This is a genomic window from Acidobacterium capsulatum ATCC 51196 (assembly GCF_000022565.1).
Lineage (GTDB): Bacteria > Acidobacteriota > Terriglobia > Terriglobales > Acidobacteriaceae > Acidobacterium > Acidobacterium capsulatum.
The window spans coordinates 759565-781562 of the sequence record NC_012483.1 but is presented as its reverse complement, the minus strand read 5'-3'; the positions used below and the strand labels follow the sequence as shown (position 1 = coordinate 781562).

Here is a 21998-nt window from a genome sequence, read left to right as displayed (position 1 = left end):
CCCTTCAGTAACACACGCTATACAGAAACAGTCCGCGCGCCGGAGCCGTCGCCCCAGCCGCCGACCGGTCGCGTAGCGCCAGCAGCCCGGGCATATCTTCGGCATCGAACTGTCTCCGTCCCACGCCAATCATCGTGCCCACCAGATTCCGCACCATATGGTGCAGAAATCCATTGCCATGCACGCGGTAGATCAGCAGATCGTCCTCTTCTGCCCATCCTGAAGCAAAGATCGTGCGCACATGGCTTTCTTCCGCATCTTCGCTGCCGCGTGCGGCCACATCCGGGTCGCTCGCCGCAAAGGAGCGAAAGTCATGCTCGCCCACAAAGGCCGCCGCCGCCCGTCGCATGGCCTCTACATCCAGCGGCCAGTGCAGCGCATACACATAGCGCGCCGTCCACGGCGGGCAGACTTCTCCGCGAAAGATCCGGTACTCATACCACTTGCTCCGCGCGCTGTGCCGCGCATGAAAGTCCTCAGGCATGCTCTCGGCCCCGAGCACGCGAATCGCCGCCGGCAGCGTGCGATTCAGCGCGCGGTGCAGGTTCTCCGCCGGAATCGGCGCCTTCAGCACAAACGACGCCACCTGCCCCAGCGCATGCACTCCGGCGTCGGTGCGTCCGCTGCCCTGCGGCAGTACACGCTCGCCCGTGATGCGCTCGACGGCCGCGGCCAGCTCCCCTTGAATGGTCGGCAGCTCCGGCTGCACCTGCCATCCGCGGTAGTCGGTGCCGTCATAGGCAAGCGTCAGTTTCCAGTTCAATGGCACGTGTCTTTCCCCAGCCTGGCGAGGCCGCTATCTCCTCTGATCTCCGCACTCCATAAGAGGTGTAACTCCAAGGTATACTCAGGCTTCCCGGCAATTCGAGTCATCTGTGCATCGTTATGCCGTTTTTGTGCGCGGCTGTCTCGAGGGTTGAGATTGCAAATGTTTTCCGGCCAGAATTCGGGAACCGGAACCAGGGAAGTAGCGTATAGCTGGACAATACGCGTCGCGGGCCGTCTGTAGTGCCCTGCAGACCAAACAGCAGCAGCAAGGGAAGAGAAGAGGAGCGAATGAGCGTGCAGAAGGACCTTGAATCACAGCAGAAACAGCAGTCTTCCTCCGCATTAGGAAAGATCAAGGTCTGGGCGGCAATTGCATGCCTCATGGCAAGCACGGCTCCCAGTTATGCATTGGGCCTTGGGGTCGGGCAGCAGCAGACCCCGCAGCAGGCTCCGGCCATGAATGCCATGCCCATGGCGCCCGGCCCGAATTACACCGAGCCGCTTTACCTGCGGCCCTCCGCGCATAACTATGCCGTCGGACGCGGCTATTTTCCCAGTCCCGTGGCGCCCTACTTTCCCGGCCGCATGCCCAACACCAACAACTATCTGAACGGCCTGCACCTCAAAGACCTCATCCGCAACGGCAAGATTTATCTCAGCCTCAGTGACGCCGTGCTGCTCGCGCTTGAGAACAACTACGACATCGCCATCCAGCGGCTCAATCTCGATATCGCCGACACTGACATCCTGCGCGCGCACGCCGGCTCCAGCCTCTTCGGCGTCAACTCCGGCCTGGTCACCGGCACGCAGGGCGGCAGCACCTCCACCGTTAGCGCAGCCGCGGGCGGTGGCCCGGGCGGCACCAGCACCGGCTCCGGCGGAGCAGGCGCGGGCTCCGGCGGACTCACCCTCTCGGCCAACGGCGCGGGCCCCACGCCAGAAAATCTCGACCCCACCCTGCAGGCTCAGGTCGAGCTCAACCGGGAGCAGACGCCGCAGCAAAACGTCCTCTTCAGCGGCGGCCTTCCCGCCATCAACAGCAACACCGATTCGTACAACTTCACCTACAATCAGGGCTTCTCCACCGGCACCGCCCTGCAGGTAACCTTCAACAACACGCGGCTGACCACGAATAACCCCTTCAACGTCTACAGCCCGACGCTACAGTCCACCTTCAATGCCGAGATCACGCAGCACCTGCTGCAGGGCTTTGGACTCGGCATCAACCGCCGCTTCATGGTGCAGGCCACCAATGACCGCCGCATTGCTGACTCCGCCTTCCGAGCCCAGTTGCTCTACACCATCAATCAGGTGGAGAACATCTACTGGGGCCTCGTCGGCGCCTATGAGGACGTGGCCGCCAAGCAGCGCGCCGCCCAGCAATCGGGCAGCCTCGTCAAGGATGACGAAAAGCAGTTGCAGGCCGGCGCCATCGCTCCACTCGATCTGGTCAACGTGCGCAGCCAGCACGCCAGTGACGAGCAGGCCCTCATCCAGTCCCAGAGCACGCTCGAGTACCAGCAACTCGTCATGAAGCAGGCCATCAGCCGCAACTTGAGCGACCCCACCGTGGCCAGCGCGCCCGTCATTCCCACCGATCGCGTCAACATGATCGAGACGCCCGAAGAGGACGCCTCCGTCAATGAACTCGTTCGCGAGGCCGATCAGAACAGCCCCTCGGTCGAGCAGGCCATGCTGACCCTTAAGAACGACCAACTCACGCTCAAGGCCGTCAAGAACGGTATGCTGCCAACGCTCGATGTCTCCGCGTTCTACGGAGCCCAGGCGGTAGGCGGCGCGGTCAGCCCGGTCTGCTCCAATTCCATCTTTGGCGTCCAGAGCACCACCAACATCTGCCAGAGCCTGCCCAATACCAATTACCCTCACGTCTTCGGGAATCTCTTCAACAGCTCCGGCCCCAACAAGGGCGTGCTCTTCAACCTGAATATTCCCATCCGCAACCGCACCGCCCAGGCGCTCGAAGAACGTTCCCGCATCGAGTACCAGCAGGAGGAGATGCGCCTGCAGCAGATTTACGTGCAGATTCGCATGCAGATCATCAACGGCCAGTACGCACTCACCAATGACCGAGCCGCCGTGCAGTCCGCGATCGCCAACCGCAACTACAACAAGCAGAGCCTCGACGCCGCCATCAAAAAGCTGCATCTCGGCGCGGCCACCTCGGCTGACGTGCTCCTGCAGGAGAAGAACCTCTCCAATGCGGAAAGCAGCCTGCTCTCCGCCACGGCCAAGTACGCGACAGACCGCGCCGAACTGGCGCAGTTGCTCGGCACCACGCTCGACCGCTACGGCATCTCCATCGTCGATGCCGCAACCGGAAAAATCAGCACGCCGCCCACCATTCCCGGCGTCGAACCCGCTCCCGCCATGCCGGTCGTGAACCTGCCGGGCCAGAAGCAGCAGTTGCAAAAGCAGAAGCAGCAACCCGTGCCCGAGCCGGAAAAGCCTGCCCCCAACGGAAAAATCGGCAGCCGGTAACTCTCGTTCCACTCCGCCGGCTCCGGACATCCCTCCAGAGCCGGCTTCACCTTTCCATCCTTCTTCCCTCCACACATCTCCGGCTCTTCCAGCCCTTTTGCCGCCCCGCGCAGAAATTCCTCAACAAAGCGCGAATTCCTCCCCGATTGACTGCTAAAATCTATTGAATCCACTCCTCGGAGAACCGATGCAGGCGATCCTTGCGCTCGAAGACGGGCGCATCTTCCGCGGTGAGGGCCACGGCGCGCGCGGCGAGTGCTATGGCGAAGTTGTTTTCAATACCTCATTGACCGGCTATCAGGAGATTTTTACTGACCCCTCCTATGCCGGACAGATTGTCGTACTGACCAATCCTCAAATTGGCAACTACGGCACCAACCACGCCGACAATGAAGCGAACCAGCCCTATATCGAGGGTCTGGTGACCCGCGAATTTTCTCCCATCAGCTCCAATTGGCGTTCCCAGCAGGTCGCCGACGAGTATCTGGAACGCTTCAAGGTTCCCGTCATCTCTGAAATCGACACCCGCGCCGTCGTGCGCCACTTGCGCAACCACGGCGTCATGCGCGGCGTCATCTCGTCCATTGAGACCGATCCTGATGTCCTCGTCCAGAAGGCGCGTTCGCTGCGCAAAATGGACGGCACCGATCTCGCCAGCGTCGTCACCACCAAGGCCCGCTACGAATGGGAGCATGACATCCACGATCCCCTCCATCAGGAGGATCTGGTCATCGCCCCCGAACGGCCTGACCTGCACGTGGTCGCCTACGACTTCGGCATCAAGAAGAACATCCTGCGCATGCTCTCGCGCGAAGGCTGCCGCGTCACGGTGGTTCCGGCGCAAACCTCTGCGGAAGATGTGCTGTCGCTCAATCCTGACGGCATCTTTCTGTCGAATGGCCCCGGCGATCCCGAGCCGGTCACCTACGCGCAAGAGAATATCCGCCAGCTCGCTGGCCGCAAGCCCATGTTCGGCATCTGCCTTGGTCATCAGCTTATCGGCCTGGCCCTTGGCGGCAAGACCTACAAGCTGCGTTTCGGCCACCACGGCGGCAACCATCCGGTCAAATGCACTGAGACGGGCAAGGTTGAGATCACCTGCCACAACCACAACTTCGCCGTCGATCCCGATTCCATCAACACCAGCGAAGTCGATCTGACGCACATCGATCTGAATGACAACACGCTCGAAGGCCTGCGCCATCGCAATATGCCGCTCTTCAGCGTGCAATACCATCCCGAGGCGAGCCCCGGCCCGCATGACTCGCACTACCTCTTCCGGGATTTCAGAAAGATGATGGAGGACTGGAAGAAGTAATGCCACGCAGGAATGACATCCGCAAGATTCTCGTGATCGGCTCCGGGCCGATCGTCATTGGCCAGTCCGCCGAGTTCGACTACTCCGGCACCCAGGCCTGCAAGGCGCTCAAGGCCGAGGGCTATGAGGTGGTGTTGGTCAACTCCAACCCGGCCACCATCATGACCGACCCTGAGCTCGCCGACCGCACCTACATCGAGCCGCTCACGGTCAAATATCTCGACGAGATCCTGCGCATCGAGGCCGAAATGCTCGCCGCCAGCGGCTCCAACGGCAAGTTTGCCGTGCTGCCCACCGTCGGCGGACAGACCGCGCTCAATCTCGCCGTCGAGCTGGCCGATGCCGGCATCCTCGACAAATACGGCGTCGAACTCATCGGCGCCAAGCTCGATGCCATCAAGAAGGCCGAAGACCGTCTGCTCTTCAAGGACGCGATGACGCGCATCGGCCTCGATGTGCCGCGCTCCGCTCTGGTCAACAACATTCGCGACGGCCTCGAATTCGCCACTAAAATCGGCTTCCCGGTCATCATCCGCCCCTCGTTCACCCTGGGCGGCTCCGGCGGCGGCATCGGCTACAACCGCGAAGAGCTCATGGAGATACTCGCCCGCGGCCTCGACCTCTCACCCGTCCACGAGTGCCTCATCGAGGAATCCGTTCTCGGCTGGAAGGAATACGAGCTGGAGGTCATGCGCGACCTCGCCGACAACGTCATCATCATCTGCTCCATTGAAAATATGGACCCGATGGGTGTGCACACCGGCGACTCCATCACCGTTGCGCCCGCGCAGACGCTCACCGATCGCGAATACCAGGCCATGCGCGACGCCGCCCTCCTCGTCATGCGCGAGATCGGCGTCGAGACCGGCGGCTCCAACGTGCAGTTTGCCGTCAATCCACAAACCGGCCGCATGACCGTCATTGAGATGAACCCGCGCGTCTCGCGCTCCTCGGCGCTGGCATCCAAGGCCACCGGCTTTCCCATCGCCAAGATCGCTGCCAAGCTCGCCGTCGGTTACACCCTTGATGAAATTCCCAACGACATCACCAGGATGACCCCGGCCTGCTTCGAGCCGACCATCGATTACGTTGTCACCAAGATTCCCAAGTGGCAGTTCGAGAAGTTCCCGGGCGCCGACGAAAACCTCGGCCCGCAGATGAAGTCCGTGGGCGAAGTCATGGCCATCGGCCGTACCTTCAAAGAGTCGCTCATGAAGGCCCTGCGCTCGCTCGAAACCGGCAAGCGCGTCGGGGCAGAGGTGCTCGAGCCGCGCCGCCTCACCCAGCGCCTCGTCACGCCGCAGCCCGAGCGCCTCAACTACGTGCGCTTCGCCTTCCGCCAGGGGCTCTCCGTGCGCGAAGTTGCCCGCATGACCTCCATGGACCCCTGGTTCCTCTACCAGATCAAGGAGATCACCGACACCATCGCGGCCATCGGCGACGCCACCTTCGACAATGTGTCACCAGAGCAGTTACGTAAAGCCAAGCGCATGGGCATCTCCGACGAGCGCCTGGCTGAAGTATGGGGCCTGACCGGCAATGAGGGTGTCGCTAAGGTCCGCGAGCTGCGCCAGGGCCACGGTATCCGCCCAATCTATAAGCTCGTCGATACCTGCGCCGCGGAGTTCGAAAGCGCCACGCCCTACTTCTATTCCAGCTACGAGGAAGAGGACGAAGCGCCCCAGACGGACAAGCGCAAGGTCATCATTCTCGGCAGCGGTCCCAACCGCATCGGGCAGGGAATTGAGTTCGATTACTGCTGCTGCCACGCCGCCTTTGCTCTCAAGGAAGACGGCTTTGAAGCCATCATGGTGAACTGCAATCCCGAGACCGTCTCGACGGATTACGACACCAGCGACCGCCTCTACTTTGAGCCGCTGACCCTCGAGGACGTGCTCGCCATCTACGAGCACGAGACCGCCAACGGTGCCGATGCCGGCATGATCGTGCAGTTCGGCGGCCAGACGCCCTTGAACCTCGCGCTCCGCCTCAAGCAGGCCGGCGTCAAGATCATCGGCACCTCGCCTGAGTCCATTGACCTTGCCGAAGATCGCAAGAGCTTCGGAAAGCTACTCGAACAGTTACAAATTCCGCAGCCGCAGGGCGCCACCGCCACCAGCGTGGAAGAAGCGCTCGCCTCAGCCGAGCGCATCGGCTACCCGGTGCTCGTGCGGCCCTCCTACGTGCTTGGCGGACGCGCCATGGTCATCGCCTACGATGCCGCCGCCGTCTCGCACTACATGAAGGAAGCCGTCGAGTACTCGCAGGAACGCCCCATCCTCATCGACCACTTCCTCGAAGACGCGGTCGAGGTCGATGTGGACGCGCTCTGCGATGGCACCGATGTCGTCATTGCCGGCATCATGCAGCACATTGAAGAGGCCGGCATCCACTCCGGCGACTCTTCCTGCGTGCTTCCGGCGGTCGATCTCGCGCCTCAGGTCCTCGACACCATCCGCGACTACACGCGCAAGCTCGCGCTCTCGCTCAAGGTCATCGGCCTCGTCAATCTGCAGTTCGCCATCCAGCGCGACAAGGTCTACGTCATCGAGGTCAATCCGCGCGCCTCGCGCACCGTGCCTTATGTCTCCAAGGCCACCGGCGTGCCGCTCGCCAAGATTGCCTCGCGCCTCATGACCGGCCGCAAGCTGAGCGAGTTCCTGCCAGAGAATATCGCCTCCGGCAAAGACCTCGGCACCGGCGCGCACTACTACGTCAAGTCGCCCGTCTTCCCCTGGAACAAGTTCCCGGGCGTGGACACCGTCCTCGGTCCCGAGATGAAGTCCACCGGCGAAGTCATGGGCGTGGCTGACAACTTTGGCGAAGCCTTCGCCAAGGCGCAGCTCTCCGCTGGTTTGATTCTGCCCAGTTCCGGCACCGTCTTCTTCAGCGTCAATGACCATGACAAGGCCGCGCTCGTGCCGCTTGCCAAGCAGTACATCGACCTCGGCTTCCAGATCGTCGCTACCGAGGGCACAGCCAAGGTGCTGCACAAGGCAGGCATCCAGGCCGAGTCGGTCTACAAGGTCAAGGAAGGCCGTCCCAACATCGTCGATCTCATCAAGGGGCAGCGCATTCAGCTCATCATCAACACGCCGCGCGGGCAGGATACCTTCTTTGACGAGCAGGCCATTCGCCGCGCCGCTGTGCTGCAGCGCATTCCCACCATCACCACCATCGCGGCGGCTCGCGCCGCGGCCGAGGGCATTGCCGCTTCGCAGCGCAAGCACATCACCGTCAATCCGCTGCAGTTGCTGCATGCCGGGCACGCGGTGAAGTAGCGCAAATACATAGCCAGACACAACAAATCCCCATCGGCTCACACCACGCCGATGGGGATTTTCTCTTTACAGCACAAACGGAATCAGCGCCCGCACCTGCATGCGGTACTGCTCGTACTCCTCGCCAAACTGCTGCACCATAAACCGCTCCTCCGTTCGCAGCTTGTACCAGAAGCTCACCGCAATCACCAGCACACCCACAAATCCCATGGGCCGCAGATAGATCACCGCCGTGCCCGCGGCCGCGGCCAGCAGGCCGGTATAGATCGGGTGCCGCACCAGCCGGTAAGGCCCGCGCTTCACCAGTTCATGATTTTCCTTGAGTGTCACGGTGCCGCTCCAGTTGCGCCCGATCACGGCCCGCGCCCAGAAGCTGAAGAGCATGCCAGCCGCCACCAGCGCCAGCCCTATCCACGCGGTCGTATCGTCGGCTGCAAAAATCGCGCGCTTCAAGCCCGAGGCAGGAATCCACCGCACCGGCCCGAAGATCAGGTAGAAGCCAAACACCATCAGCGCCGCCTGCGCCAGCCTCGAATTCTGGCTCTGCCGCTGCACCGTGCGTTTTGAGGTAAAGGCCGCCAGCAGCCACAGCGCCAGCCACACATCCCACAGCACTGTGATCCAGTGCGCGACAAACACGTACAATCGCCACCCCCGGGCCTGCTGTCATAGGTACGCAACAGATGCCCGAAATGTTCAGCCGCCCCTCATGCAGCTTGTCAAAAGACCTGAGCGGAATTCATTCTCTGAAGGGCACGGGCTTCAGCCCGTGCGTTCCATAGGCATTGCACCTCCGGGCTTTAGCCCCTGAGGGCATCTTTTTGCAGAACTCGCGCCTTCAGACTGCATCTTCCATGAGCTGCTTAAATCGACACATCCCGCCACAGAGCCACGCCGCCGGTCAGCCCGTCTTCATTGCTCACAATGGTGATGTTCGGCTGCGGATCAAGCGTAATCTTCTTCGCATTCCCGCCGCCAAGATACAAATGGTCCCAGTTGAAGGTGTGCAGCGTCTGCTCAATCGCCTTCGCGAGGTGCTTGTTCCACTTTTTCTTGCCGTGCTTGTCATACCCCTCGCGGCCCAGGTAGTCCTCATAGCTGTGGCCCTTGCGCCAGGGATGATGCCCCAGCTCCAGCCCCGGGCACAGATGCCCGTTCACATACAGGGCCGAGCCGAGTCCTGTGCCCAGCGTCAGCACCAGCTCCACGCCACGGCCGCGAATCGCGCCAAAGCCCTGCACCGCGGCATCGTTAGCCAACTGCACGGGCCGCCGCCAGCGCTTCATGATCTCGTGCGCAAAAGGGAAGCCGATCCATGCCGGGTCCAGGTTTGCCGCCGTGTAAGTAATGCCTTCTTTAACCACGCCCGGAAATCCGATGCTCACGCGGTCAAAATCCCCCACCTGCGCGCGCATCCCGTCCAGCAGCGCCAGCACATTCTCCGGGGTTGGCGGAACAGGCGTCGGCTGCCGCAGGCGGTCGCTCAAAGGCTTGCCGCGGTAGTCCAGCAGCATGATCTTGATGTGAGAGCCGCCAATATCGACGGCCAGCGTAACCGGCTTGCTCGAGACAGATTTCTTCTTTGCCATAGCGGTGAACAGTTTAATTGGATGAGCGCTACTTGCGACAGGGCTGCATCGAAACTCTTTCTCCCATGGCAATTAGCCAGCTCGATGAGCCAGAGCAATTAGCATGTTGTCAGTGACATGAAAGTGCGGCTCGACAAACTCGTCGCTGAACAAGGCCTCGCCGCCTCGCGCGAGCGCGCGCAGGCGCTCATTCTTGCGGGCCGCGTGCTCGTCAATGAGCAAAAAATCACCAAGCCCGGCCACGCCGTGGACGAGGCCGCCACTCTGCGCCTCCTCGGCGAAGACCTGCGCTACGTCAGCCGTGGCGGCCTCAAGCTTGAAGGTGCGCTCGCCCATTGGCACATCGATCTCACCGGCCGTTTCTGCATGGACGTCGGCGCATCCACCGGCGGCTTCACCGACTGCATGCTGCAGCACGGCGCGGCCCGCGTCCTCGCCGTCGATACCGGTTACGGCCAGATCGCCGAGAGTCTGCGCCGCGATCCGCGTGTGCAACTGCTTGAGCGTACCAATGCGCGCCATCTCAAATCCGGCGATCTTCCGCCGGGCATCAGCTTCTTCGGCATGGATGTTTCATTCATCTCCGCCACACTCGTGCTGCCCGCCGTCATCATTGCGGCGCGTCACGCCGAGGCGCAGCCGCTCGAAGGCGTCCTGCTCGTCAAGCCTCAATTTGAAGTGGGCCGCACGCAGGTCGGCAAGGGCGGCATCGTGCGCGATCCCGCCGCGCATGCATTTGCCATCGAGCGCGTGCGCGAGGCCGTCGCCGCCACCGGCGGCAGCGAAATCGAAATCACCGATTCGCCCATCACCGGCGTCGAGGGCAACAAGGAGTTCCTGCTCCACGCCCGCTGGCTCGCGCCGTTACCAGCGGCGGGCCCACCGTCTCCCGCTGCCACCTGAGACCGGATACACTGGGGCTTATGCGTCGTATCGCCGTCATCGCCAAGCCGCAAAAAGACGAACTCGCCAGCCTGCTGCCCGAGCTGTTGGCCTGGTTGCACGGCCACGGCTATGATCCCGTCATTGACGACATCGCGGCCACCTACACCAGCGAGGCCCGCATCGTGCCGCGCGCCGATCTGCCAAATGAGAATCCTGAGCTGGTCATCGTGCTCGGTGGAGACGGCACCCTGCTCGCTGCCGCACGCGTCTTTGCCAAGACCGGCGTCCCCATCCTCAGCGTCAATCTTGGCTCACTCGGTTTTCTCACCGAGGTGCCGCTCGGCGATCTCTACCGTCACCTGGAGGGCTGGGCACAGAACTGCTGCAACATTGAGCAGCGCGCCATGCTCCACTGCGAACTGCGCCGCGACGGCCATCAGGTCTGCGAATACGAGGCCCTCAACGACGTTGTCGTCTCCAAGGGCGCCATCGCCCGCATGGGCGACTTCCGCATCGATCTTGACGGAGCGCTCGTAGCGGCCTTCCGCGCCGATGGCGTCATCATCTCCACGCCCACCGGCTCCACCGCCTACTCGCTCGCGGCGAACGGCCCTATCCTTGCGCCCAACGTGGATGCGCTCATCGTCACACCCGTTTGTCCGCACCTGCTCACGCTGCGCCCGCTGGTGGTGCAGGGCAATGCGGATCTCAAGCTGAAGGTCGCGGGTATCCCTGATCAGACCTACCTCACCGTCGATGGGCAAGAGGCCATCGCCCTCTGCGTCGGCGATGAAATTCACTGCCGCAAGTCCGTCTACACGGTCAAGCTGGTACGTCTCGGCTCTACAGGATTCTTCGACGTGCTCCGCGCCAAGCTCAAGTGGGGCGAGCGCTAGAGCATTCTCACTGAAGGTGTATAGCGTAGCGAAGTGGAGAGACCTGCAGTTGTCCTTTTAGCAGTGCTTCACGCCGCGCTTCAGCGGCTAAGTTCATTCAGCAGTACGCGCGCCTTCACCGTCAGCGTGTGCGCTCCATCCAGATCGCCGGCATCGAGCGCATTGCGCGCCTTGCCCAGAAACATCTCGATCTCGGTCACCGTCTGCTGCTCACTGCGGCTCAAGGCGCGGTGAATCCCTTGCACGCCATCCTGCACCGAGGTGATTTCACCCACAATGCTCCCGTAACTGCGCTGATTCGCTGACGCCGGGGCGGTGGAAAGGCGGCCAATCGGCGTCGAATCCGTCGGCTCCTGCCCGGTGCTCGATCCGGATGGGGCAGGCTTGGCCGCAGCGCTGGGAGCGGCTTCGGCCGCATGCCGACGGCGCAGCGGGTGACTGTAGTGCCGGTGCTCGGGTGTCGCTTCATGGGGCGCGGGAGGCAGACTCAGCTCCACATCCGGCAGCGTGGGCGTGGGCAGCTTGGGCAGGCTCTCGGTGCTCGTCTGGGGCGGCGGTAGCGGCGCGGGAACCGGGGGAGCAGGAGCCGTGACCGGCTTATGCGCGCACCCCGACATAAGGCCAAGCGCAAACGCCAGGGACAGAGAGGCCGCCAGCTTTTTTCTCATGCACCGGTTCCTTCGTTCCAGCTCGATTCGGAGGCTAGTTCAACGCGGGCAGCGGGGTCAGACACCCCCTGCAAAGGCAGACAAAGAGAAAATTCAGTACCACCAGAACTCGATTCTACGTCAACCCTGCCGTTCTGGAACTGCAGGATGCGATAAGTCATCGCCAGCCCGATTCCGCTGCCGTCTTTCTTCGTGGTGTAGTACAGGTCAAAGATGCGGGGCAGCACCTCCGGCGGAATGCCGGTTCCCTCGTCCCGCACGCGAATAATCGCCCAGCGGCCATCCTCGGCCAGCCGCACGTCGAGCAGGCCGCCGTCGGGCATGGCCTGCGCGCCGTTGATCACCACATTCAGCAGGGCCTGCGTCGTCAGGTCCGCATCCACCTTCACCGTCACCGGAAACTCCGGCAGGGAACTCTTCAGCGTCACGCCCCGGCCTTCCAGCTCCACTGAGGCCAGCGTCAGCACCTGCTGCACAATCTGGCGCAGGTCGTACTCGCGCATATGCAGGTCCACCGGCCGCGAAAAATCCACCAGCGTCTGCACCACCCGGTCCAGGCGGCGAATCTCCGACTGAATAATATCCAGGTGCTTCTGGGCCGGCTCCTTCAGCTCCACCTTGTTCCGCAGCAGCTCCAGGTGCACCACGATGGCGTTGATCGGATTCTTCACCTCATGCCCCACGCCCGCCGTCAGCCGCCCAATCGAGGCCATGCGCCGCGAAAGCTCCAGTTCGCTCTCCAGCTCCTGCATCGACTCCAGATCATGCAGCGTCAGCAGCGCGCCAAATGAGTGCTGCTCGCCTCCCTGGCCATCGTGAATAAAGTCGAGCGACACCTGCACCTGCCGTCCCGTCTCGGTTGTGACCTCTTCCTGCACAATCGACATGCCGGCTTCAAACGAGTCCCGCACCAGCCGCCCCAGCCGGGTCTCGCGGTCAAATATCTCGCGCACATCGGCGCCCAGCAGTTCATCGCGGTGCCGTCCCACAAAGCGCTCCACCGCGCTCGAAACCAGAATGGCCCGCGAGTCCCGCGTGAACAGAATCATGCCGTCCTGCAGCTTTGACAGCACCTGGTCCAGGTTTTCCTTGAGGGCCGTGAACACCTCTTCCACGTTCCGCATGCGCTGGCCCAGCCGTTCGATCTTTCCTGAAACCTGCGCCACCGCATCGCTGCCCGCCGCCCGCCGCGCGGGCACCGTACCACTGCTCTCGGCCGCGAGTTCGCCTCCGCTTTCCTCGCCCTGCGTCTGCTCCAGTAGGTCCAGTCTGCGGCTGATCGTCTCAATCGGTGCCAGCGCCAGGTTCGCCACAAAGGCCGCCACCGCCAGCGAAGTGATCATGCCCAGCGCAAACAGCCACAGCGCCTCCAGCAGCCAGGGCCGGAAGGAGTTCTTCAAAAACGTCGTGCGCACCCCGATCCGCACCGTCAAAAACGGCTTGCCGCTCAGGTCCAGTCCCGCGCTCACGTTATAAACCTGCGGCGGACCAAAAATCGTATGCAGTGTCTGCCACAGCGTCTGTCCGCGCAGGCTCCCGTAATTCTCCCGGTGCGGCAGCATCTGGTCATTCAGCGCCGCGTTGGGCGCACTCAGCAGCGCCCGTCCCTGGCTGTCGGCAATCGAAACATCCAGAACCGTCGGCGAATAATCGATGATCGAGTTAATCAGCGCATTCAGCCCCTGGTTCGTCCGCAGCGAATCCGCCACCGCCGCTCGCACCGCTGCCGGATCATTCACGTTGAACGTGCGCTCGCGCAGCCCTGAGTCAATGGCCTGCCGCGTGGCAAACAGCACCTGGTGCGCCGCCTCGGTCGTCGTCGTGTACGACTGATTGATGTAAACCTGCAGCAACTGGCCCAGGTAAAGCCATGAGAGCGTGCTGATCACCAGGAACACCAGCCCGGTAATCAGCAGCACGAGTTTGGTCTTGAGCTTCATCGGCCGCCGCGAACCCTCTCAACCCCTCACATCAATCGTTGTTTTCAGATTCGCCGGCCTCATCGTTTGGCCCCGGCTGGCTGCTGTATTCCTTCAGCTTGTTGTGCAGCGTCTTCAGGCTGATGCCCAGTATCTCGGCGGCCCGCGTCTTGTTGTTGTGCGTGGACTCGAGCGTTTTCAGAATCAGCAGCCGCTCGGCCTCATCCACCGTCGTGCCCACCTCCACCTGCACGGCATTGGCCGGCGGTTCCGCCGTCACCGCCGCCGTCTTCAGGGGCCGCGCCGTGCCAAAACCCGGCGGCAGATGCTGCGCCTGCAGGCGGTCGCCCGTGCACAAAATCACGGCCCGCTCCATCGTATTGCGCAGTTCCCGCACATTGCCCGGCCAGTCATAGCTCAACAACCGCGCCTGCATCTCGTCGTCCATGCCCTCGATGGCCCGGTCATGCTTTGAGGTCATATCCGCGATCATCCGCTGCGCAATCGCCGGAATATCCTCTTTGTGCTCCCGCAGCGGCGGCATATGAATGTTGAACACATTCAGGCGGTAATAGAGATCCCCGCGCAGCTCGCCATCGGCCACCGCCTGGTCAGGATTCTTGTTCGTCGCCGCCAGCACCCGCACATCGATTGGCGTCTCCACCTTGCTGCCCAGCCGCCGGTAGCGCCGGTCTTCCAGCACCCGCAGCAGCTTGGCCTGCGTGCCGATGGGCATCTCGCCAATCTCGTCCAGCAGCAGCGTGCCTTCCTCGGCCAGCTCAAAGCAGCCGGCGCGCCGCTCTATCGCGCCCGTGAACGCGCCCTTCTCGTGCCCAAAAATTTCGCTCTCAATCAGCGTTTCAGGAATCGCCGCGCAGTTCACCGCCACAAACGGCTTGTTCTTTCGCGGACTCAGCTCATGCAGCGTCTTCGCCACCAGTTCCTTGCCCGTGCCGCTTTCACCCGTGATCAGCACGGAGACATTCGTCGGCGCCACGCGCTCAATCAGGCTGAAAACATCCTTCATCGGCTGCGAGGTGCCCACCATCAGGCCAAGGCCGCTCATGCTGCGTAGTCGCGTGCGCGTGGCCGCCATCTCGCGCTGCATCTCAAGCTGCCGCGAAACATTGCTCAAAATCGTGCGCAGCCGCACCGAGTCCACCGGCTTCTGCAGGTAGTCAAAGGCGCCAATCTTCATCGCCTCCACGGCAGACTCAATCGACCCCTGCGCCGTCAGCACAATCACCGCGCGCGAACCATCCATCTGGTTCAGCCGCTCCAGCAGTTGCATGCCATCCATGCGCGGCATCTTGAGGTCGGTCACCACAATGGCCGGCTGCCAGCCGCGCACCTTTTCCAGCGCTTCGATGCCATCGCGCGCCGTCTCGGTGCGGTAATCCCAGGCGCTCACCAGTTCGGCCAGCCCCGTCAGCGCGTGCGGCTCATCTTCTACGATCAGTACTTTTTCCTGGCTCATGCTTCCTTTTTCCGCAACCGGAATCGTGGGTTCCTCGCAGGGAACCCGCCCCGCTCCACACACGGCTACGTCTGTATCATAAAGATATGCTGCCGTATGAGATAACCGCGACCGAAGCCGCCCAGCTCCTTGAGCAGGCCCAGCAGTCTGAAAAACCCCAGTTTATCCTCCTCGATGTCCGCGAACGCGCTGAAATCCAGACCGCCCGCGTCCCCGGAGCCCTCTGGATTCCCATGGGCGAAATCCCCTCCCGCGTGCAGGAACTCGACCCCGACACCCACATCGCCACCATGTGCCACGCCGGCGTCCGCAGCATGAACGTCGCCGTCTGGCTCCGCGACCAGGGCTTTGAAAAGGTCCAGTCCGTCCGCGGCGGCATCGACGCCTGGTCCCAGACCGTCGATCCCAACGTGCCACGGTACTAAAATTTAGCTATGACGCAACCGCGCAGGCCAGAACGAAGAACTGCTGAAGAGCAGGCGAGGGAAGAGGACCGTCCCCTCGCCGCTCGATCCTCCAGCGAGCCCGTTGTGCAACTTGAGAGGGAAGAGGCGCTGGACGCCGGGCGTCTAATCACACAGCAGTACAAAAACGCCCTCCAACGCCTCGCCGGTCGCTCCTGATGAGACATGCAGCCTGCGACCCCACTTCTCATCCACGCATCTGCTAACTTAGTCCCATGAAGCGTGCCGCACACCATCGAAGCGTCTGGTCGCTGCTGCTCCTGCTGCTCGTCAGCCTGCAGGCAGCCGCGCTTACGTGTGGCATCCGCTGTGAGGCCATGACGCTTTCCATGGCCGCCGCGCAGCCCGGTATGCCCACCTGCGGCATGCCGTCCATGCGCACTCCTCAACCGGAACGCCACTCCGGCGCCCTGCCTGTCCAGCACTGCGACAAGCTCTGCCACCACGGCGGCAAGCTCATGCAGACGCAGGCTTCCCACGCGCCCCAGGCTCACTGGCAGGCTCTGCTCGTGCTGCCGGCCATCCATCCAGCCGCCATGCCTGCTGTGGCGCTCAATGTACGCATCGTTCAATCCCGGCGAAAACACGCACCACTGCCGTCTTTCCATCCAGCCGTCTCCCAGCTCCGCATCTAGCCGCGTCATCTCCGCGCACCCCTGAGCGCCCGGCCTCCTATGCTTCTCGCCGTCGCTCTTGCCGCCATGCGGTCGCGAAGCCATCTCTTCGCCGCCCATCGATCTGGAGATCCCCATGTCCGCTGCTGACCGATCCATCCCTGAACTCGTCCCCATCTCGCGCCGCCGCTTCGTGCAGGGCATCGCCGCCGGAGCCGCCATCGCCGCTCTCGACGGGCACGCTCTGCCCACCTTCGCGGAAGCCGCCCCGTATCATCCGCCTGTCCTCGCCGGAACGCACTTCGACCTCACCATCGACACGCTGCCCGTCAACTTCACCGGCCGCCGCGCCCGCGCCCTGGCCGTCAACGGCTCGGTGCCTGGCCCTACGCTGCGCTGGCGCCAGGGCGACACCGTGAGCATCGCCGTCACTAATCGCATGCGCGTGCCCACCTCCGTGCACTGGCATTCCTTGCGTCTGCCCAACCCCATGGATGGCGTCCCCGGCCTCACCTATCGCGGCATCATGCCCGGCGAAACCTTCCACTACCGCTTTCCCGTGCTCCAGAACGGCACCGCCTGGTACCACAGCCACACGCGCTTTCAAGAGCAGAGCGGCCTCAGCGGAGCCATCATCATCGATCCGCGCGGCACAGACCCCGTCCAGGCCGATCGCGATTACGTCATCTTTCTCTCCGATTGGACAGATACCAATCCCGAAACCGTCTTCAGCAACCTCAAAGAGAACAGTGACTATTACAATTACGAGCGCATCACCGCCGGCGGCTTCTTCCATCAGGCAAAGCAGCAGGGCCTCGGCAAAGCCATCTCCGCACGCCTCGCCTGGGCGCGCATGAACATGAGCCCCAGTGACATCTCTGACGTCTCCGGCGCCACCTACACCTATCTGCTCAACGGCAACAGCCCCGCCCGCAACTGGACCGGCCTCTTCCAGCGCGGCGAAAAGCTCCGCCTGCGCTTCATCAACGGCTCGTCCATGACCTTCTTTGACGTCCGCATCCCAGGCCTCAAAATGACCGTCGTGCAGGCCGACGGCAACTACGTCGAGCCGGTGCCCGTCGATGAATTCCGCATCGGCGTTGCCGAGCGCTACGACGTGCTCATCGAGCCGGAGGACAACCGCGCCTACACCATCTTTGCCCAGTCGGAAGATCGCAGCGGCTACGCGCGCGGCACCCTCGCCCCACGCCCCGGCATGACCGCTCCCGTTCCGCCCATGGACCCCGTCCCTCGCCGCACCATGGCCGACATGGGCATGGCCATGAAAATGAACATGAGCGGCATGGCCTCCATGGCCGGCATCGACGGCATGACCGCCAAAGACGCTCAAGGCATGGACGTCCAGAAAATGAACGCCCAGAAAATCAACCAAGACATGCCCGGAATGAACATGCCCGGTGGAAGCATGTCTGAGATGAACATGCGCAGCGAAATGTCCGGCATGAAGATGCGCGGCAACAGTATGCCTGGCATGGCAATGTCCGCCATGACGGCTGAAGAATCCCCGGAACCTCCGCCCATTCCCGGCAGCTTCGGCAAGACACCCTTTCCGCAGCCCTGGACCGACACCCATCCTGCCGCAAACGTGCCTGAAAGCGCCATCCACGCGGCTGAGGCAAAGCTCCAGCCCGCCGATCCCGTTCATCTGCATCCCGGCCCGCAGGTCGCCGAGGTCGCCCGCCACGTCGAGAGCCGCCTCAACCAACCCGGTGACGGACTCAACCACAACGGCCGCCGCGTGCTCACCTACGCCGATCTGCGCGCCCGTTTTCGCGGCGTCGATGACCGCCCGCCCACGCGCGAAATCGAGCTGCACCTCACCGGCAACATGAACCGCTACATCTGGGGCTTCAACGGAGAAAAATTCAGCCAGGCCGAGCCCATCGTCCTGCGTCTCGGCGAGCGTGTTCGCTTCGTGCTCATCAACGACACCATGATGGAGCACCCCATCCACCTCCACGGCCTCTGGAGCGAGCTCGAAAACGGCCACGGCCCCTACCGCCCCTTCAAAGACACCATCATCGTCAAGCCCGCCGAGCGCGTCAGCTACCTCGTCAGTGCCGACACGCCCGGCCGCTGGGCCTACCACTGCCACCTGCTCTACCACATGGAGGCAGGCATGTTCCGCACCGTGGTGGTGCTCCCGTGAGAAAGAGTCTGAGAAAGAGTCTTCCTATGCACGCTTCCGCGCTCCGCACGGCCCGTCGCGCATCTGTAACCGTGATAGTGCTGTTTCTTGCCCTCGCCGGTTCGCAATCCTTTGCGCAGCAGAGTCATGATCCCTACCGCGACGCCTCCGGCAAGGTCACCGCGATGATTCCTGGCGCCAAAGACTCCATGGGCGGCCACGACATCTTCACGCATGTGCTCTTTGACCAGTTCGAGGGCCGCACCAATGGCCCTGACAATGCCTTCCGCTGGGACGGCCAGATCTGGAGCGGCACTGACTTCAACAAGCTCTGGATCAAGACCGAAGGCACCGCCCAGAACGGCCTCATCAGCGACGGTGACGATGAGTTCCTCTACGACCGCCCCATCCCGCGCCTGCGTTACCTCGACGCGCAGGCCGGCCTCCGCGCCGATCTCGACTCCGGACCCACCCGCACCTGGGCCGCGCTCGGCGTCGAGGGCCTCGCCCCTTACGGCTTCGATCTTGAGCCCACCCTCTACTGGCGCAACGGCGGCCACCTTGCCGGGCGTATCAACGCCGCCTATGAATTCCTGCTCACGCAGCGCCTCATCCTTGAGCCGCAGGCCGAGCTGAACTTCTACAGCAAAGACGATCCCGCGCGCCACATCGGCTCCGGCTTCTCTGACCTCGACGGCGGCCTCCGCCTGCGCTATGAGATCCGCCGCAAATTCGCGCCCTATGTCGGCTTTGCTTACTCCGGCAAATTCGGCAACAGCGCCCGCTACGCAATGCAGTCCGGTGAATCCACACGCGACCCTCGATTCGTCTTCGGCATCCGCATGTGGTATTGATCCAGAGACGTCGCAGTTAGGAGAAACATCATGCGCAAATTCATTCTCGGCTTCGTCTCAGGAATCCTGCTGCTCCTGCTCGCAGTCTTCCTCTACGTCCGCTTCGGCTTCGTCGATCCCCGTGCCGACATCCCCATCAACGCCTTTGAAATGCACGTCGCCATGCCCGCGCTCGACGCTGCCGTGGACCGCCGCGCTCCGCAGCTCAAAAATCCGGTGGCGCTCACCTCAGAGAACCTGCTCACCGGCATGCAGATCTACCAGTCCGATTGCGCCAGTTGTCACGGCGACGTCAACCATCCGCACGCGGCCCTGGCCGAAACCCTCTACCCGCGCCCGCCGCAGTTCGTAGAGGATGCGCCCGACATGCCCGAAAACCAGAACTACTACATCATCCGCCACGGAGTGCGTCTCAGCGGAATGCCCGGCTGGAAAGATGATCTCAGCGACGAGCAGATGTGGCAGGTCACCACCTTCCTCAGCCATATGGACAAGCTACCGCCCGACGTCGCCGCTGCATGGAAGACGGCCGCCACGCAGCACTGATCGGCACGGATCGCGTCATCCCCGCACCCATCCCCGCAGTCCGTCTCAGGGCGTGGCCTCGGCCACGCCCTGAGATTGAGTCCCAGCTCTCCCAATCCCCGCACAGCGCAACCGCCGCCCCGATTCCGATACACTTGTCACGTGAAGATTGCCCTCGCACAGATCAATCCCACCGTGGGAGACTTCCACGGAAACGTACAGAAAATCCTCGACTTCACGCGCCGCGCCGCCGATGCCGGCGCTCATCTGGCCATCTTTCCCGAGCTTGCCGTTTGCGGCTACCCGCCGGCCGATCTGCTCGAAAAACCATCCTTCGTCGCCCGCTGTGAAGAGGCCATCGCCCACATCGCGCACGAAACAGCGTCTCTCCGCATCGCGGTTCTCTGCGGCTACGTCACGCCCGCGCCCCACGGCAGCGGCAAGCATGTCATGAACTCCGCCGCCCTGCTTAGCGAGGGCCATGTCGAGTTTGTCCAGTCCAAAATGCTGCTGCCGTTCTATGACGTCTTTGATGAGCAGCGCTACTTCGCGCCCGCGCGCCACCAGCAGATTTGCCACTTCCACGGCCAGTCCATCGCCATCACCATCTGCGAAGACGCTTGGAACGACAAAAGCTTCTGGGAGCACCGCCGCTACTCCGTCGATCCCATCGAAGAGCTCACCCGCCACGGCGCATCCGTGATTCTCAATCTCTCGGCCTCGCCCTACTGGCGCGGCAAGCGCACCACGCGCCAGCACATGCTGGCCAACATTGCCCGCCAGCACAATCTTCCCGTCGTCATGGTCAATCAGGTCGGCGGCAATGACAGCCTCGTCTTTGACGGAACCAGCATTGCTCTCGCGCCCGATGGCCGCGTCTGCGCACAGGCTCGCTCCTTTGAAGAAGACCTCGTCCTCTTCGACACCGAGACCCTCCAGGGCGACCTCCACGCCGTCACCGGCCCGTCAGAAGACGACAAGACCGCCGCCCTGCTTGACGCGCTCACGCTCGGCACCCGCGACTACGTGCGCAAATGCGGATTCTCCCGCGTCGTCGTCGGCCTCAGCGGCGGCATTGACTCCGCGCTCGTCGCCGCCATCGCCGTCCGTGCCCTCGGCGCGGAAAACGTCCACGGCTACGGCATGCCCAGTGCCTTCTCTTCGCAAGGCTCCATTGATGACAGCCGCCAGCTCGCCGCTCATCTCGGCATCGGCTTTGACGTGCTGCCCATCCACGGCCTCTATGAGAAATACCTCGAAACCCTCGCCCCCGTCTTCGCCGGCCTCAAGCCTGACGTGACCGAGGAGAACATCCAGTCCCGCATCCGCGGCGCGCTCCTCATGGCCGTCTCCAACAAGCGCAACGCGCTCGTGCTCACCACCGGCAACAAGAGCGAAATGTCCACCGGCTACTGCACCCTTTACGGCGACATGGTCGGCGCGCTCGCCGTCATCGGCGACGTCGTCAAAACGCAGGTCTACGCCCTCTGCCGCTACCTCAATCGCGAGCAGGAGATCATTCCGCACGCCATTCTCGACAAGCCGCCCTCGGCCGAACTCCGCCCCGATCAAAAAGACACCGACACCCTCTTGCCCTACGACCAGCTCGATCCCATCGTCGAGGCCTACGTCGAGCGCTACGAGAGCGCCGAGCGCATCGCCGCCTCGCAGAACATCGATCTGGCCACCGTCCGCACCGTCATTCGCATGATCGAGCGCGCTGAATACAAACGTCAGCAGGCCGCGCCCGTCCTTAAAGTAACCCCCAAAGCATTTGGCCTTGGCCGCCGCTTCCCGATCGCCGTCAAGGTTGAGGTGTAAGCTCATTGCAAGCAATCTCTGGAGAAGGCCACAGCAGGAAGAGCCGCAAAAGCAAGGCGGTTTTGCAGTCTGTGAAGAAACTCTATTTTGTATCAGGGCACGGCTTTAGCCGTGCCGCAACGTCCATTGCATCAGCGGGCTTTGGCCCCTGAATTCAGGCCGTTCCGCGAGACGTTACACTCTCACCAAAAGCTGTTCGCTGCTGCGGAGTATCCCGGCAACCGATGCAGAGATTCCCAAACACGCAACACAGGAGACAGAAAGGCTCACG

At 62.7% G+C, this 21998-nt stretch carries 17 protein-coding genes; 11 read left to right on the top strand and 6 right to left on the bottom strand.

Annotated elements, in window-relative coordinates; translation table 11 throughout:
* Window positions 1-4 precede the first annotated feature (4 nt).
* Window positions 5-769 carry a tRNA pseudouridine(38-40) synthase TruA gene (gene truA / locus ACP_RS03305; RefSeq protein WP_015895863.1) on the bottom strand — a complete coding sequence of 255 codons (765 nt, stop codon included), beginning with the start codon at window positions 767-769 and terminating at the stop codon, window positions 5-7.
* Window positions 770-1056: 287 nt separating this feature from the next.
* On the opposite strand from truA, the gene ACP_RS03300 reads away from it, so the two are divergent.
* From ACP_RS03300 to carB, 3 genes are all read left to right on the top strand, one after another.
* The gene (locus ACP_RS03300) at window positions 1057-3267 is read left to right on the top strand and encodes a TolC family protein (protein WP_015895862.1); all 2211 of its coding nucleotides are present in this window, start codon (window positions 1057-1059) and stop codon (window positions 3265-3267) included.
* 187 nt (window positions 3268-3454) lie between these two features.
* A complete protein-coding gene (gene carA / locus ACP_RS03295) occupies window positions 3455-4585 on the top strand; it encodes a glutamine-hydrolyzing carbamoyl-phosphate synthase small subunit (RefSeq protein WP_015895861.1) in 1131 nt (376 codons plus the stop codon).
* Entirely contained in the window at window positions 4585-7866 is a 3282-nt protein-coding gene (carB, locus tag ACP_RS03290) for a carbamoyl-phosphate synthase large subunit (protein ID WP_015895860.1), read from the top strand. Before carA ends, carB begins: the two co-directional genes overlap by 1 nt.
* Window positions 7867-7932: 66 nt before the next feature.
* Here the strand turns inward: carB and ACP_RS03285 are convergent, their stop codons facing one another.
* A complete protein-coding gene (locus ACP_RS03285; RefSeq protein ID WP_015895859.1) occupies window positions 7933-8505 on the bottom strand; it encodes a methyltransferase family protein in 573 nt (190 codons plus the stop codon).
* A 224-nt stretch (window positions 8506-8729) separates the two neighbouring features.
* On the bottom strand, window positions 8730-9455 hold the full coding sequence (locus ACP_RS03280) for an ROK family protein (protein ID WP_015895858.1): 726 nt from the start codon (window positions 9453-9455) through the stop codon (window positions 8730-8732).
* 117 nt (window positions 9456-9572) lie between these two features.
* On the opposite strand from ACP_RS03280, the gene ACP_RS03275 reads away from it, so the two are divergent.
* Together ACP_RS03275 and ACP_RS03270 are read left to right on the top strand one after the other, a co-directional pair.
* Complete coding sequence (locus tag ACP_RS03275) at window positions 9573-10358, top strand: TlyA family RNA methyltransferase (RefSeq protein WP_015895857.1); 786 nt, start codon at window positions 9573-9575, stop codon at window positions 10356-10358.
* Between the two features lie 20 nt (window positions 10359-10378).
* Entirely contained in the window at window positions 10379-11236 is an 858-nt protein-coding gene (locus tag ACP_RS03270; RefSeq protein ID WP_015895856.1) for an NAD(+)/NADH kinase, read from the top strand.
* A gap of 80 nt (window positions 11237-11316) precedes the next feature.
* Here the strand turns inward: ACP_RS03270 and ACP_RS03265 are convergent, their stop codons facing one another.
* The 3 genes from ACP_RS03265 to ACP_RS03255 are packed head-to-tail and all read right to left on the bottom strand — an operon-like array spanning window position 11317 to window position 15300.
* Window positions 11317-11904: a hypothetical protein gene (locus ACP_RS03265; protein WP_015895855.1), complete on the bottom strand. Its 588-nt coding sequence runs from the start codon at window positions 11902-11904 to the stop codon at window positions 11317-11319.
* Complete coding sequence (locus ACP_RS03260; RefSeq protein WP_015895854.1) at window positions 11901-13844, bottom strand: two-component system sensor histidine kinase NtrB; 1944 nt, start codon at window positions 13842-13844, stop codon at window positions 11901-11903. Before ACP_RS03260 ends, ACP_RS03265 begins: the two co-directional genes overlap by 4 nt.
* 31 nt (window positions 13845-13875) lie before the next feature.
* Window positions 13876-15300, bottom strand: coding sequence for a sigma-54-dependent transcriptional regulator (locus tag ACP_RS03255; protein WP_041839235.1), 1425 nt, complete (start codon window positions 15298-15300; stop codon window positions 13876-13878).
* 86 nt (window positions 15301-15386) lie between these two features.
* On the opposite strand from ACP_RS03255, the gene ACP_RS03250 reads away from it, so the two are divergent.
* From ACP_RS03250 to ACP_RS03225, 6 genes are all read left to right on the top strand, one after another.
* Entirely contained in the window at window positions 15387-15725 is a 339-nt protein-coding gene (locus ACP_RS03250; RefSeq protein WP_015895852.1) for a rhodanese-like domain-containing protein, read from the top strand.
* Window positions 15726-15979: 254 nt separating this feature from the next.
* The gene (locus tag ACP_RS03245) at window positions 15980-16399 is read left to right on the top strand and encodes a hypothetical protein (RefSeq protein ID WP_041839234.1); all 420 of its coding nucleotides are present in this window, start codon (window positions 15980-15982) and stop codon (window positions 16397-16399) included.
* 115 nt (window positions 16400-16514) lie between these two features.
* Window positions 16515-18548, top strand: coding sequence for a copper resistance system multicopper oxidase (locus tag ACP_RS03240; protein ID WP_015895850.1), 2034 nt, complete (start codon window positions 16515-16517; stop codon window positions 18546-18548).
* Window positions 18549-18574: 26 nt separating this feature from the next.
* Window positions 18575-19381, top strand: a complete 807-nt coding sequence (locus tag ACP_RS03235) for a copper resistance protein B (RefSeq protein WP_015895849.1) — start codon at window positions 18575-18577, stop codon at window positions 19379-19381.
* Window positions 19382-19411: 30 nt separating this feature from the next.
* Window positions 19412-19927 (top strand): c-type cytochrome, encoded by a 516-nt coding sequence (locus ACP_RS03230; RefSeq protein WP_015895848.1) that lies wholly within the window; start codon window positions 19412-19414, stop codon window positions 19925-19927.
* Window positions 19928-20068: 141 nt separating this feature from the next.
* Complete coding sequence (locus ACP_RS03225) at window positions 20069-21727, top strand: NAD+ synthase (RefSeq protein ID WP_015895847.1); 1659 nt, start codon at window positions 20069-20071, stop codon at window positions 21725-21727.
* Window positions 21728-21998: the final 271 nt, after the last annotated feature.

What these genes read in the sequence shown, in the direction of transcription:
- ACP_RS03300 (WP_015895862.1), top strand. Translation starts at nt 1,057, where the DNA reads ATGAGCGTGCAGAAGGACCTTGAATCACAGCAGAAACAGCAGTCTTCC.
- carA (WP_015895861.1), top strand. Translation starts at nt 3,455, where the DNA reads ATGCAGGCGATCCTTGCGCTCGAAGACGGGCGCATCTTCCGCGGTGAG.
- carB (WP_015895860.1), top strand. Translation starts at nt 4,585, where the DNA reads ATGCCACGCAGGAATGACATCCGCAAGATTCTCGTGATCGGCTCCGGG.
- ACP_RS03280 (WP_015895858.1), bottom strand. Translation starts at nt 9,455, where the DNA reads ATGGCAAAGAAGAAATCTGTCTCGAGCAAGCCGGTTACGCTGGCCGTC.
- ACP_RS03275 (WP_015895857.1), top strand. Translation starts at nt 9,573, where the DNA reads ATGAAAGTGCGGCTCGACAAACTCGTCGCTGAACAAGGCCTCGCCGCC.
- ACP_RS03270 (WP_015895856.1), top strand. Translation starts at nt 10,379, where the DNA reads ATGCGTCGTATCGCCGTCATCGCCAAGCCGCAAAAAGACGAACTCGCC.
- ACP_RS03265 (WP_015895855.1), bottom strand. Translation starts at nt 11,904, where the DNA reads ATGAGAAAAAAGCTGGCGGCCTCTCTGTCCCTGGCGTTTGCGCTTGGC.
- ACP_RS03260 (WP_015895854.1), bottom strand. Translation starts at nt 13,844, where the DNA reads ATGAAGCTCAAGACCAAACTCGTGCTGCTGATTACCGGGCTGGTGTTC.
- ACP_RS03255 (WP_041839235.1), bottom strand. Translation starts at nt 15,300, where the DNA reads ATGAGCCAGGAAAAAGTACTGATCGTAGAAGATGAGCCGCACGCGCTG.
- ACP_RS03250 (WP_015895852.1), top strand. Translation starts at nt 15,387, where the DNA reads ATGCTGCCGTATGAGATAACCGCGACCGAAGCCGCCCAGCTCCTTGAG.
- ACP_RS03245 (WP_041839234.1), top strand. Translation starts at nt 15,980, where the DNA reads ATGAAGCGTGCCGCACACCATCGAAGCGTCTGGTCGCTGCTGCTCCTG.
- ACP_RS03240 (WP_015895850.1), top strand. Translation starts at nt 16,515, where the DNA reads ATGTCCGCTGCTGACCGATCCATCCCTGAACTCGTCCCCATCTCGCGC.
- ACP_RS03235 (WP_015895849.1), top strand. Translation starts at nt 18,575, where the DNA reads ATGCACGCTTCCGCGCTCCGCACGGCCCGTCGCGCATCTGTAACCGTG.
- ACP_RS03230 (WP_015895848.1), top strand. Translation starts at nt 19,412, where the DNA reads ATGCGCAAATTCATTCTCGGCTTCGTCTCAGGAATCCTGCTGCTCCTG.